Source organism: Pelobacter propionicus DSM 2379, assembly GCF_000015045.1.
Lineage (GTDB): Bacteria > Desulfobacterota > Desulfuromonadia > Geobacterales > Pseudopelobacteraceae > Pseudopelobacter > Pseudopelobacter propionicus.
The window spans coordinates 1355001-1368305 of the sequence record NC_008609.1 but is presented as its reverse complement, the minus strand read 5'-3'; the positions used below and the strand labels follow the sequence as shown (position 1 = coordinate 1368305).

Genomic DNA, 13305 nt, shown 5'->3' with positions numbered 1-13305 from the left:
GGTCACATGAAAACCGCAATACTGATGATGGCCCACGGCAGCCGCATCGCCGAGGCAAATGACGCCGCCCGCCAGGTGGCGAAGATGGTCCAGGAGATGTCCGGTTTCGATATCGTCGAGGTTTCCTTCCGCGAAATGCACGAGCCCAGCATCCAGCAGGGAATCGACACCTGCGTTGCCAGGGGGGCTGAACGCATCCTGCTCATGCCCTACTTCCTGTTCATGGGCGCCCATGTGCAGCACGACCTGCCCGAGGAGATCGAGGAGGCCAAGAAACGCCACCCCGGCCTGGTCATGGAAATGGGCGGCCACCTGGGTGCGCACCCCAAGCTGGCCGAGATCGAAAACGAACGCATCGGCGAGGCGCTGGACAGACTGGGGTGGCGCTGATGGATTCCCTGGCGATGAAACCGGAAGAGATCGAGGCGGAGTCCTTCCGCATCATCGACGCCGAGGCCGGCCGGCACGACTGGCCCCCGGCAGAATGGCAGGTCGTGCGCCGGGCAGTACATACCAGCGCGGATTTTGAATACGTGAGGAGCATGGTCTTTTCCCAGGGGGCCGTGGAACAGGCCGTGGCGGCGCTCAAGAGCGGCTATGGCATCGTCACCGACACAAACATGGCCCTTTCCGGCATCAGCAAGGTCCGCCTGGCGCGCTTCGGCACCAGGGTCAACTGCCACGTGGCCGATCCCGACGTCATCGAAATAGCCAAACAGGAGGGGATCACCCGCTCCATCGCGGCCATGCGCAAGGCGGTGGGCGACCCCGTGAACCGCATCTTCGTCATCGGCAACGCCCCCACGGCACTGTTCGAACTGCTGCGCCTGACCGACGAGGGCACGGCCAAACCGGCGCTGATCATCGGGCTTCCGGTCGGCTTCGTGGGTGCCGAGGAGAGCAAGAACGCCCTGGCGGCAAGTGGCCAGGCGATCCCTTTCATCACCAACATTGGGCGCAAAGGAGGCTCCAACGTCGCCGCGGCTGTGGTGAACGCCCTGGCGATCCTGGCCGGGCAATGCTGACGCACTAGCGTTGCTCGGGAAAATTGACACACCCGGAAAGAGCGTTCGCATCTCACCCAAAGGCACGAAGCGCACGAAGAGTAACCGCACGGCCGTAAGAATTGGTTTTCAGCGGTTTTCCGGATGCCTTTGTGCCTTTCTGTGAGTACGCTGTTTTCGCACTCACCCTGAAGGCACACTCCCCATGAAAAGAGAATCTTCGACACAACTGAGGGCCGGCTTTACCACCGGCACCTGCGCAGCCGCCGCAGCCAAAGGCGCGGCGCTCATGCTGCGTGACCAGTGCCTTTGTGACCAGGTTACCCTGCGGCTCCCGACCGGCATATCCGCCACATTCAGGCTGGAAGGCCAGGAGTTCAGCTCCAGCAGCGCCTCCTGCTTCGTGGTCAAGGACGCGGGCGATGATCCGGACATAACCAACGGGGCCGAGCTGCATGCCCGGGTGACAGTCCCCCCGCCCCTCCCATTAGCGCAGGGAGACATGGTCGAAATCACGGGAGGAACCGGTATCGGCAGGGCCACAAAACCGGGACTGGCGGTAGCCCCGGGGGAGTGGGCCATAAACCCCGTTCCCCGGCGGATGATCCAGGAGGCGGTGGGAGAGGTTTTCGCGGACCGGCGGGTCCTGGTCCAGATATCCATCCCGGATGGTGAACTGCGGGCGCAGAAAACCCTCAACGCCCGCCTGGGGATCCTGGGCGGCCTCTCCATCCTCGGCACCACCGGCATCGTCCGCCCCATCTCCGCCAAGGCCTGGACCGATACCATCGATACCGCCCTGGATGTGGCCCGGGCCTGTGGCTGCGCAACGGTCGTCTTCTCCACCGGCCGCACCAGTGAACTGGCTGCACAGGAGTGGCTCAAGGTTCGAGGTGCAAGGTTCGACTTCGGGGACCAGGAATCCGGGAACGCAGACCGGGAACCGGGAACCATGTACCTTGAACCGCTTCCGGAGGAAGCGTTTGTCATGATGGGCGACCACGTGGCCCATGCCCTGCGCTCGGCCCGGGAGCGCGGGTTCCACCAGCCGGTGATCGCCTGCCAGTATGCCAAGCTGGTCAAGATCGCCTGCGGCTACGAGAACACCCACGCCGCCGCCTCGGACATGGACCTGGCGCGGCTGCGCGCATGGGCAGTGGAGGCGGAGCTTCCTTCCCGAGTGGTCGAGACCATCGCCAGCGCCAACACGGCCCGCGAGATTGCCGTCTCCACCGGCTTCGACCCCGCTCTCCTGACCCTTACCGCCCGGAAGGCGCTCCAGGCAAGCCAGGGCCACGCCACCGGTGCGCATCCGCTCTTCGTGGTTGCCGACTATGGCGGCCGGATCGTCTTCCATTCGCTCCCCGCGGAAAACAACGCTTAGCCCCCCGGCATCTCCTCGGTTTGAGGACCCTTCGGGCTATTTTTCCTATCACATCGCCCAAAAGGTATGCTAGTATCCGGAGCTCTTTAGGTTACGTGAGGGAGGTTACCATGCCGCGCTATTTTGAGGGAAAACTCGACGCCAAGGGCCAGAAGATCGGCATCGTTGTCAGTCGTTTCAACAGTTTCATAACCGAACGCCTGCTGGAGGGGGCCGTTGACGCGCTGGTCCGCCATGGCGCCGACGAGCAGGAGATCCATATAGCCCGTGTCCCGGGTGCATTCGAGATCCCGCTGGCGGCGAAAAAGATGGCTGCCAGCGGAGCCTATGACGCTATCATCGCCCTGGGCGCCGTCATCCGCGGCTCCACGCCCCACTTCGACTATGTTTCGTCGGAAGTGACCAAGGGGGTGGCGGCCGTATCCCTGGAGAGCGGTGTTCCGATCTCCTTTGGCGTACTGACCACCGATTCCATCGAGCAGGCCGTTGAACGGGCCGGCACCAAGGCCGGAAACAAGGGATTCGAGGCGGCGGTCACCGTCATCGAGACCGTCAACCTGCTGAGGAGCATCAACTAATGGGACTGCGAAGGGAGTCGCGCGAACTGGCGCTGCAGATGCTCTACGCCCTTGATTCCAACGCATCCGTGGGCCCGCGGGAGATGCTGCAGATGTTCCGTGAGGAGCAACCGGTTTCCGACCGTCTGCGCCTGTTCGCCGAAGAACTGGTGCAGGGGGTCCTGGAGCATCGCCCGGCCATCGACGCGGCCATCAAGGCGCGCTCCAAGAACTGGTCGTTAAGCAGGATGCCGAAGGTGGACCTGAACATCATGCGCCTGGCAACCTATGAGCTGATGTTCCGCGGGGACATCCCCAAGAAGGTCAGCATCAACGAGGCGATCGAGATCGCCCGCAGGTTCGGCGACAAGGATTCGCCCGCCTTCGTCAACGGCATCCTGGACGAGATACCTTCCTGCGCAAAGGCGGAGGAACCCGACAGGGAGCAGTAACGCGAAACTAAATTAATGTCTGAGAATCGAGGCTTTCAATGAATGACATCAAAGTTGGCTTGATAGGTTTCGGAAACATTGGCGCCGGAGTGGTCAAACTGCTCACAAACAATGCGGAGGTCATTCGCGGCAAGGTGGGCGCTGGAATTGTCCTCAAGCGCATCGCCGACCGGGATATCACCACCGATCGCGGCGTTGCCGTGGATCCGTCCTGCATGACCACCGATGTCAACGACATCTTCGACGACCCGGAAATTTCCGTGGTTATCGAACTGGTCGGCGGCTACGAGCCGGCCAAGAGCTTCGTCCTTAGGGCAATCGAAAAAGGAAAGCACATCGTCACCGCCAACAAGGCTCTTCTGGCCCTGCATGGCCAGGATATTTTCGCCGCCGCTGCCAGGAAGAACGTGGAGGTGCAGTTCGAGGCGGCCGTTGGGGGGGGCATCCCGGTGCTTACCGCCATCAAGGGCAACATGGCCGCCAACAACTTCGGCAGCGTGTTCGGCATCATGAACGGCACCTGCAACTACATCCTGACCCGCATGACCCAGGAGGGAGCCGACTTCGCCGACATGCTCACGGCTGCCCAGGAGCTGGGCTACGCCGAGCCCGACCCCACCTTCGACATCGAAGGGGTCGACACCGCCCACAAGCTGGCCATCCTGGTCTCGCTCTGCTTCGGGACACGCATCGATTTCAACGCCATCCACACCGAAGGGATCTCCAGGATCAGCGGCCTGGATGTGAAATTCGCCCGCGACTTCGGCTATCGCATCAAGCTGCTTGCCATCGGCAAGCTGTCCGACGGCAAGGTCGAGGCCCGTGTCCACCCCACCATGATCCCACTGCACAACCCCATGGCCGATGTGAACGGCGTCTTCAACGCCATCCGCCTGACCGGAGACTTCGTCGGCGCGGTGATGTTTTACGGACGCGGCGCCGGCCAGGACCCCACCGCCAGCGCCATCGTCGGCGACCTGATCGGGCTCTCCCGCAGCATGCTCGCCGGTGCCGGCCGCAGGATGGCACCGCTGGGGCTCATGGACGAGCAGGTCAGGGACCTTCCGGTCAAGCCCATGGCCGATATTGTCAGCAAATACATGCTCCGTTTCAGCACCCGCGACATTCCCGGCGTCCTGGGGACCATCACCGGCGCCCTGGGCAAGCACGGCATCAGCATTTCATCCATGGTGCAGACCGCCCATGAGGCGAACGACAACGCACCGGTTCCGATCGTGATCATGACCCATGAGGCGGTTGAAGGCTCCGTACAAGCAGCCCTGGAGGAGATCGACCGACTCGACTTCGTCTGCGAAAAGACCAGTTTTATCAGGATCGAGGACAATCTGGAATAATATGAAATAATCCTGGAGCGACTTAAGTGAACACAAAAATTCTACTCAACGAAGATCAGATTCCCCGCCAGTGGTACAACATCATCCCCGATATGCCAGGCCCGCTGGCGCCGGTCATCAACCCCCAGACATTGAAGCCTATCGTTCCGGAGGACATGCTGTCGATCTTCCCCATGTCCTTGATCGAACAGGAGATGTCCCCCCAGCGCTGGATCGACATCCCGGACGAGGTGCGTGACATATACAGACTCTGGCGGCCGTCACCGCTGTTCCGTGCCCACCGCCTGGAAAAGGCGCTGGGGACACCGGCCAAGATCTACTACAAGCACGAGGGGGTCTCGCCGGCCGGTTCCCACAAGCCCAACTCGGCAATCCCCCAGGCCTGGTACAACAAGCAGGCCGGCATCCGCCGCCTGGCCACGGAGACCGGGGCCGGACAGTGGGGCACGTCACTGGCCCTGGCCTGCTCCATGTTCGGCCTGGAGTGCACCATCTACATGGTCAAGGTATCCTGCAGCCAGAAACCGTACCGCAAGAGCATGATGCAGCTGTGGGGGGCAACGGTGATCCCCTCCCCTTCCGAATTAACCAATGCCGGGCGCTCGATCCTGGCCCACGATCCGGACTGCAGCGGCAGCCTGGGCATCGCCATCTCCGAGGCGGTGGAGGATGCGGCCAACCATGCCGACACCAACTACGCCCTGGGTAGCGTGCTCAACCATGTCTGCCTGCACCAGACCGTGATCGGCCAGGAGGCCAGGGAGCAGATGAAGATTGCCGGTGACTACCCGGACGTGGTCATCGCCTGCTGCGGCGGCGGCTCCAATTTTGCCGGCCTGGCCTTCCCCTTCATCGCCGACCGGGCCAGTGGCAAGCAGGTGCGCTGTCTTGCGGTTGAGCCGGCGTCCTGCCCGACCCTCACCAAGGGGGTCTATGCCTTTGACTACGGCGACACCGCCAGGATGGCGCCCATCGCCATGATGTATACTCTGGGCCATGACTTCGTCCCCCCCGGCATTCATGCCGGCGGTCTGCGTTACCACGGTCAGTCCCCTCTGATCTCCCAGCTCTACCACGCCGGCCAGATCGAGGCCAAGTCTTACAAGCAGAATGCCTGCTTCGAGGGGGCACTGCTCTTCTCCCGCTGCGAGGGGATCGTGCCTGCGCCCGAGTCGTCCCATGCGGTGCGCGCTGCCATCGACGAGGCGGTGCTGGCCAAGGAAGAGGGCAAGGAGCGCACCATCCTGTTCGGCCTGTCCGGGCACGGCCAGCTGGACATGGGCGCCTACGACGCCTACCTCTCCGGCGACCTGGAAGATTACGAGTATTCAAGCGAGCTGGTGAAACAGTCACTGGAGCGTCTGCCCAAAGTACAGCTGTAACCGGAACCGGGGATCCGTCTCTTTTTTACGGGTCCCCGGTCTCGCCTCACCGGTCCTATCATACATGATCAAAGTAAAAATCTGCGGTATAACCAACCTGGAAGACGCCCTGCTGGCGGTGGACGCTGGCGCCGACGCCCTCGGTTTCGTCTTCTGCGAAGCATCCCCCCGCTCCGTCACCCCCGAGCAGGCAGCCAGCATCATCCGTCAGCTCCCCCCCTTCATCCAGACCATCGGCCTGTTCGTCAACGAGCCACTGGCCGTGATCAACCAGACTGCTGACGCATGCGGTCTGGATATTGTCCAGTTGCACGGCGAGGAAGCCCCGCAGTTCTGCGCCGGAGTCAAGCGCCGCGTCATCAAGGCGCTGCGGGTCAGGGACGAGTCCAGCCTGGAACCAATGACATCGTACCGCGTCTCCGCTTTCCTTCTGGACGCCTGGTCTCCCTCCGCCCATGGAGGTACCGGCCGCACCTTCAACTGGGACATCGCTGCAGGCGCGGCGGCAAAGAACCGGATTGTTCTCGCGGGTGGCCTGACTGCGGACAACATCGCCGCCGCCATCCGCAAGGTTCACCCCTACGGCGTGGACGTGTCCAGCGGAGTCGAAGCCGCTCCGGGCAAAAAGGATGCTGTAAAGATCAGAGAGTTTATCAGAATAGCGAAGGAGACCCGCAGTGAATCTACCCGATAAAAAAGGCCATTTCGGTGAATTTGGCGGACGGTACGTTCCGGAGACACTCATGCCGGCCCTGCTGGAACTGGAACAGGCCTACAAGCACTACCGCCGCGACCGGGAGTTTCGGGAGGAGTTTGAATACTACCTGCGTCAGTACGTCGGTCGCCCGAACCCGCTCTATTTCGCGGAGAAGTTGACCGAGAAGCTGGGCGGTGCCAGGATCTACCTGAAGCGCGAGGACCTGAACCACACCGGTGCCCACAAGGTGAACAACACCATCGGACAGGCACTGCTGGCAAAGCGCATGGGGAAACAGCGGGTCATCGCCGAAACGGGCGCAGGCCAGCACGGCGTGGCCACCGCCACGGTTGCCGCACTGTTCGGCATGCAGTGCGAAGTCTTCATGGGGGAGGAGGACACTCGCCGCCAGGCCCTGAACGTTTTCCGCATGAAGCTCCTGGGAGCCACGGTCACGCCAGTCACAGCCGGCACAGCCACCCTGAAGGACGCCATGAATGAGGCCATGCGAAACTGGGTCACCACCATCAAGGATACCTTCTACGTTATCGGCACCGTGGCCGGCCCACATCCCTACCCCATGATCGTGCGCGACTTCCAGTCCGTGATCGGCAAAGAGGTCAAACAACAGCACCGCAGGGTGGAGGGAAAGCTTCCCGACTGCCTGGTGGCCTGTGTGGGGGGGGGGAGTAACGCCATGGGGCTGTTCTACCCCTTTCTGAAAGACAAGGATGTTCGCCTGGTGGGCGTCGAGGCGGCCGGTTACGGCATCGACAGCGGCCAACACGCAGCCACGCTCTGCGCCGGATCACCCGGCATCCTGCACGGCAACAAGACCTACCTGCTGCAGGATGAGCATGGCCAGATCAGCCCTGCCCACTCCATCTCCGCCGGCCTCGATTACCCCGGCGTGGGACCGGAGCACTCCTGGCTGAAGGACTGCGGCCGGGCCGAATACGCCTCCGTCACCGACGAAGAGGCGCTGGAGGGCTTTCGGCTTCTGACCCGCGAAGAAGGGATCATGCCAGCCCTGGAATCGTCCCACGCCATCGCGCACCTGGTTAAGCTTGCCCCTACCATGCCAAAGGATGCCAGCATAGTGGTCTGCCTCTCTGGCCGCGGAGACAAGGACATCCACACCGTTGCCGAAGCAATGGGGATCAGCTTTGCCTGAGAGGGCATGACCGCAAGGACCCGCCTTAAGCGGGGACAGACTGTTTTTAATATTGGTTATTTCAATCCGGCGATGTACAATCGCTCATTTTTATGCTGTTTTAAAACTACATGGAGGTAACTCATGCATCTTGTCGACCAGATCAAGGCAAAGGCCAAAAAGAATCTGCAATCCGTCGTACTGCCGGAGAGCTATGACGAACGCACCCTGTACGCAGCCGAGAAAATAATTAAAGAGGGACTGGCAAAACCGATTGTCCTGGGTGATCCAGCCAAGATTCAGGCAGAGGCAAAGGCAAAAGGAATCGATCTTTCAGGAGTGGAACTGCTCGACCCGGCCACGTCTCCCAAACTGGACCAATATGTGGCTGATCTCGTTGAACTGCGTAAGAGCAAGGGACTGACCGCAGAAGACGCGAAGAAGTTGCTGACCGCACCGGACTACCTCTACTATGCAGGCATGATGGTTCGCAATGGCGACGCAGGGGGCGAAGTCGCCGGCGCCACCGGCACAACCGGGAACGTGCTCAAGGCAGCTTTCCAGACCGTCGGCCCTGCCAAGGGGATCAAGACCGTCTCCTCCTTCTTCCTGATGATTACCAAGACCCCCAGCTTCGGCGAGAACGGCATCGTCCTGTTCGCCGACTGCGCCGTTAACCCCGACCCTGATTCACAGGCACTGGCCGAAATCGCCATAGCCACTGCCGGAAACTGTAAGGCTTTTCTGGACGTGGACGCCCGCGTTGCCCTGCTCTCCTTCTCAACCAAGGGAAGCGCCAACCACCCCAACGTGGACAAGGTTGCCAAGGCACTGGAGATCGCCAAGCAGCTCAAGCCGGATCTGCAGATCGACGGCGAACTGCAGGCCGACGCAGCCCTTATTCCCAAGATCGGCGAGAAGAAGGCTCCGGGCAGCAGCGTTGCCGGCAAAGCCAACGTCATTGTCTTCCCCGACCTGGGTGCAGGCAACATCGGTTACAAACTGGTAGAACGCATCGCCGGCGCCGAGGCGGTCGGTCCAGTCATCCAGGGCCTTGCCAAGCCGGTCAACGACCTCTCCCGCGGCTGCTCGGTGGACGATATCGTCAACGTCACCGCTATCACCGCCGTTCAGGCAGCCCAGAGTTAAAACGGCCCCATATCCTAAGCTACGCAAAAAGGCGCATCCCTCATCGGATGCGCCTTTTTTGTCCTGCGTTTCTCTTCGAATGTCAGCTCAGCTGACCTTCTTCCCAGACCTTTACCGGCGTACAGATGTAATCGGCGGAGTTAGCCTTTGCCCCGCAGATACCGCATTCCACGGTGGGATTGTTGGAATACTTGGCAATCTCCTCGGTCATCCCTTTTTCCTTGAGAATGCACATGTGCTGATGATGGACCGTGGCATTACAACAACTCTTCTGATCTTTCATGGCAGTTCTCCTCTGGATGTGTGTTGACTGCAATACATTTCTATTGTACGACAGCAGTAAGGAAGTTCAAGACACGATCCGACAGCAAGGCATAATCAAGGACTATCTGCCAGAATAGGTAAGCGGGTCCACAAGACCTGCTTCGGCAAATCCCTTCAGCCGCAACCGGCAGGAATCACAGCGTCCGCAGGAAGTTCCGTCACTCTCTGGATCATAACAGGAGTGGGTCCAGGAGTAATCCACCCCCAGGGCAACGCCAGCCTTGATGATCTCGGCCTTGGTCATGTTGATCAGCGGCGTACGGATACTGAAGTGCCCCTGCCCTTCCACCCCTGACTTTGTTGCCAGATTGGCCAGTGCCTCGAATGCGCTGACAAACTCGGGACGGCAATCCGGGTACCCCGAATAGTCCAGGGAATTAACGCCGATATAGATGTCAAAAGCACCAAGCACCTCGGCCCACCCAAGGGCAAAGGAGAGGAAAATGGTGTTGCGGGCCGGAACATAGGTCACCGGTATATCGCTCCCCACACCTTCCTTGGGGACGCTGATATCGTCAGTCAGTGCACTGCCGCCCATGCGGCGAAGGTCAAAATCCACAACCAGATGCTCCACAGCCCCCAGGGGGCGGGCATTCGCCTTGGCTACCTCAAGTTCAAAGCCATGGCGCTGGCCATAGGAAAAGCTCATGGCATAGGGCGCAAAACCGTCCGCCTTCGCCATTGCCAGACAGGTTGTCGAGTCCAGGCCACCGCTGTAGAGGACTACCGCTCTCTTTTCCATGTTTCGTTCACTCCTCCCATTAGTTGATCAGTTATCCGTAGAGGATAGTAGCAGACGAACACAGAAAACCCAAACGGGGAATTTGAAAGTTTCGCCGGAGGGTACCAACAGTAAGGCATTTTCCGAGGTTATATAAACGCAAAGCAGCCCCATCACATGATGTGATGGGGCTGCTTTTATTATTCCCGGCGGCGACCTACTTTCCCACACAGCTACCCGTGCAGTATCATCGGCCCTGAGGGGCTTAACTTCCGTGTTCGGGATGGGAACGGGTGTGGCCCCCTCGGCATAGCCACCGAGAAATCTTTCGCAGGGACAGGTTTGAAACCTGCCTCTACAGATCATTATCAATTGCATTGTGGTGTTTAGGTTTGCACGCTTGCTTCGATATATATCGGCCTGGGGAAGGTTGCCCTTCCCCGGCCGAATTTCATTTTTATGGTCAAGCCTCACGGCCGATTAGTACTGGTAAGCTAAACACATTGCTGCGCTTACACACCCAGCCTATCAACGTTGTGGTCTACAACGGGCCTTCAGGGGATTGCTCCCAGGGATACCTAATCTTGAAGGAGGCTTCCCGCTTAGATGCTTTCAGCGGTTATCCTTTCCATACGTGGCTACCCAGCGACTGCGCCTGGCGGCACAACTGGAACACCAGAGGTATGTCCATCCCGGTCCTCTCGTACTAAGGACAGCTCTTCTCAAGTATCCTGCGCCCACGGTAGATAGGGACCAAACTGTCTCACGACGTTTTAAACCCAGCTCGCGTACCGCTTTAATTGGCGAACAGCCAAACCCTTGGGACCTACTTCAGCCCCAGGATGCGATGAGCCGACATCGAGGTGCCAAACCTCCCCGTCGATGTGAACTCTTGGGGGAGATCAGCCTGTTATCCCCGGAGTACCTTTTATCCGTTGAGCGACGGCCCTTCCATACAGAACCGCCGGATCACTATGACCTACTTTCGTACCTGCTCGACTTGTTGGTCTCGCAGTCAAGCTCCCTTATGCCATTGCACTCTACGCCCGGTTTCCAATCGGGCTGAGGGAACCTTCGCGCGCCTCCGTTACTCTTTGGGAGGCGACCGCCCCAGTCAAACTACCCACCAGACAGTGTCCCCGACCCGGTTTACGGGCCCAGGTTAGACATCCAAAACAACCAGGGTGGTATTTCAAGGACGACTCCACCGATACTAGCGTACCGGTTTCATAGTCTCCCACCTATCCTACACAAGCTATTCCGAATGTCACTGTCAAGCTATAGTAAAGGTTCACGGGGTCTTTCCGTCTTACCGCGGGTACTCGGCATCTTCACCGAGAATTCAATTTCGCTGAGCCACTGGTTGAGACAGCGCGGAAATCGTTACGCCATTCGTGCAGGTCGGAACTTACCCGACAAGGAATTTCGCTACCTTAGGACCGTTATAGTTACGGCCGCCGTTTACTGGGGCTTCGGTTCAAAGCTTCGCTTGCGCTAACAAATCCCCTTAACCTTCCAGCACCGGGCAGGCGTCAGACCCTATACATCGTCTTACGACTTAGCAGAGTCCTGTGTTTTTAGTAAACAGTCGCTACCGCCATTTCTCTGCGACCCCCTTCGGCTTCACGTGCAAATCGCTACACCTGATGAGGGCACACCTTATCCCGAAGTTACGGTGTCATTTTGCCGAGTTCCTTAACCAGTGTTCTCTCAATCACCTTAGGATTTTCTCCTCACCCACCTGAGTTGGTTTACGGTACGGTCACCTATTGTCTGAAGCTTAGAGGCTTTTCTTGGAAGCATGGGATCAACGACTTTGTGAGCATACGCTCTCGTCATCACGTCTCGAGGTTAATGGGAAAGTGGATTTGCCTGCTCTCCCCCCCTACTCGCTTGAACCGGGACAACCAGCGCCCGGATCGCCTACCCTTCTCCGTCCCCCCATCGCAACAATAGGTGGTACAGGAATATTAACCTGTTTCCCATCAACTACGTCTTTCGACCTCGCCTTAGGGACCGACTAACCCTCCGCAGATTACCTTGACGGAGGAAACCTTGGGTTTACGGTGTGCGGGTTTCTCGCCCGCATTTTCGCTACTCATGTCAGCATAATCTCTTGTGATACCTCCAGCCGTTCTCGCGATCGACCTTCACAGGCTTACACAATGTTCCTCTACCGCTGGCGTCTTAAGACGCCAACCCGTAGCTTCGGTACCATGCTTAGCCCCGTTACATTTTCCGCGCAGACCCACTCGACCAGTGAGCTATTACGCTTTCTTTAAAGGGTGGCTGCTTCTAAGCCAACCTCCTGGTTGTCTGGGCATTTCCACATCGTTTTCCACTTAGCATGAATTTGGGGACCTTAGCTGACGGTCTGGGCTCTTTCCCTTTTGACGACGGATCTTATCACCCGCCGTCTGACTCCCGCGCTCTTCGTTAACGGTATTCGGAGTTTGATTGGGTTTGGTAATCTGGTGAGACCCCTAGCCCATCCAGTGCTCTACCCCCGTTACGCATACGCGAGGCTATACCTAAATATATTTCGAGGAAAACCAGCTATCTCCGAGTTTGATTAGCCTTTCACTCCTATCCACACCTCATCCCCTGGCTTTTCAACGCCAGTGGGTTCGGGCCTCCACGAAGTGTTACCTTCCTTTCACCCTGGACATGGATAGATCACCCGGTTTCGGGTCTACTCCTACTAACTGGACGCCCAGTTAAGACTCGCTTTCGCTTCGGCTCCGTTCTATGAACTTAACCTCGCTAGTAAGAGTAACTCGCTGACTCATTATGCAAAAGGCACGCGGTCACACCTGATATACATGGTGCTCCCACTGCTTGTAGGCATACGGTTTCAGGATCTATTTCACCCTCCTTATCGGAGTACTTTTCACCTTTCCCTCACGGTACTAGTGCACTATCGGTCAGAGAGGAGTATTTAGCCTTGGGAGATGGTCCTCCCAGATTCCCACGGGATTTCTCGTGTCCCGCGGTACTCGGGGTTCCTCTAAGGTGAATCAGAGTTTCGCTTACGGGGCTATCACCCACTATGGCCGGACTTTCCAGACCGCTCAGCTACCCTTCATCAATCCCATGTTGAGGCCCCACAACCCCAGTATCACCGAAG

At 59.0% G+C, this 13305-nt stretch carries 12 protein-coding genes and 2 rRNA genes (1 of these 14 cut by a window edge); 10 read left to right on the top strand and 4 right to left on the bottom strand.

Annotation, left to right across the window (positions count from 1 at the left end; all coding sequences use genetic code 11):
• Window positions 1–6: 6 nt before the first annotated feature.
• From PPRO_RS06435 to pta, 10 genes are all read left to right on the top strand, one after another.
• Window positions 7–390, top strand: a complete 384-nt coding sequence (locus PPRO_RS06435) for a sirohydrochlorin chelatase (protein ID WP_011735221.1) — start codon at window positions 7–9, stop codon at window positions 388–390.
• Window positions 390–1025, top strand: a complete 636-nt coding sequence (locus tag PPRO_RS06430; protein WP_011735220.1) for a precorrin-8X methylmutase — start codon at window positions 390–392, stop codon at window positions 1023–1025. The genes PPRO_RS06435 and PPRO_RS06430 overlap by 1 nt, the downstream gene beginning before the upstream one ends.
• A 184-nt stretch (window positions 1026–1209) precedes the next feature.
• A complete protein-coding gene (gene cbiD, locus PPRO_RS06425) occupies window positions 1210–2388 on the top strand; it encodes a cobalt-precorrin-5B (C(1))-methyltransferase CbiD (RefSeq protein WP_011735219.1) in 1179 nt (392 codons plus the stop codon).
• Window positions 2389–2498: 110 nt separating this feature from the next.
• Window positions 2499–2966, top strand: a complete 468-nt coding sequence (gene ribH, locus PPRO_RS06420; RefSeq protein WP_011735218.1) for a 6,7-dimethyl-8-ribityllumazine synthase — start codon at window positions 2499–2501, stop codon at window positions 2964–2966.
• Window positions 2966–3397, top strand: coding sequence for a transcription antitermination factor NusB (gene nusB, locus PPRO_RS06415; protein WP_011735217.1), 432 nt, complete (start codon window positions 2966–2968; stop codon window positions 3395–3397). Before ribH ends, nusB begins: the two co-directional genes overlap by 1 nt.
• Before the next feature lie 38 nt (window positions 3398–3435).
• A complete protein-coding gene (locus PPRO_RS06410) occupies window positions 3436–4752 on the top strand; it encodes a homoserine dehydrogenase (protein ID WP_011735216.1) in 1317 nt (438 codons plus the stop codon).
• A gap of 26 nt (window positions 4753–4778) precedes the next feature.
• Window positions 4779–6134, top strand: a complete 1356-nt coding sequence (locus tag PPRO_RS06405) for a TrpB-like pyridoxal phosphate-dependent enzyme (RefSeq protein ID WP_011735215.1) — start codon at window positions 4779–4781, stop codon at window positions 6132–6134.
• A 64-nt stretch (window positions 6135–6198) separates the two neighbouring features.
• Window positions 6199–6828: a phosphoribosylanthranilate isomerase gene (locus tag PPRO_RS06400; protein WP_011735214.1), complete on the top strand. Its 630-nt coding sequence runs from the start codon at window positions 6199–6201 to the stop codon at window positions 6826–6828.
• Window positions 6812–8005, top strand: a complete 1194-nt coding sequence (gene trpB / locus PPRO_RS06395) for a tryptophan synthase subunit beta (protein ID WP_011735213.1) — start codon at window positions 6812–6814, stop codon at window positions 8003–8005. Before PPRO_RS06400 ends, trpB begins: the two co-directional genes overlap by 17 nt.
• 123 nt (window positions 8006–8128) lie before the next feature.
• Window positions 8129–9133: a phosphate acetyltransferase gene (gene pta, locus PPRO_RS06390; protein WP_011735212.1), complete on the top strand. Its 1005-nt coding sequence runs from the start codon at window positions 8129–8131 to the stop codon at window positions 9131–9133.
• 82 nt (window positions 9134–9215) lie between these two features.
• Here pta and PPRO_RS06385 read toward each other — a convergent pair whose 3' ends face one another.
• From PPRO_RS06385 to PPRO_RS06370, 4 genes are all read right to left on the bottom strand, one after another.
• On the bottom strand, window positions 9216–9416 hold the full coding sequence (locus PPRO_RS06385) for a hypothetical protein (protein WP_011735211.1): 201 nt from the start codon (window positions 9414–9416) through the stop codon (window positions 9216–9218).
• Between the two features lie 102 nt (window positions 9417–9518).
• Window positions 9519–10199 (bottom strand): 7-cyano-7-deazaguanine synthase QueC, encoded by a 681-nt coding sequence (gene queC, locus PPRO_RS06380; protein WP_011735210.1) that lies wholly within the window; start codon window positions 10197–10199, stop codon window positions 9519–9521.
• A 183-nt stretch (window positions 10200–10382) separates the two neighbouring features.
• Window positions 10383–10499: ribosomal RNA gene (gene rrf, locus PPRO_RS06375) — 5S ribosomal RNA — on the bottom strand.
• 138 nt (window positions 10500–10637) lie between these two features.
• A 23S ribosomal RNA gene (locus PPRO_RS06370) occupies window positions 10638–13305 on the bottom strand (it continues 283 nt past the right edge of the window).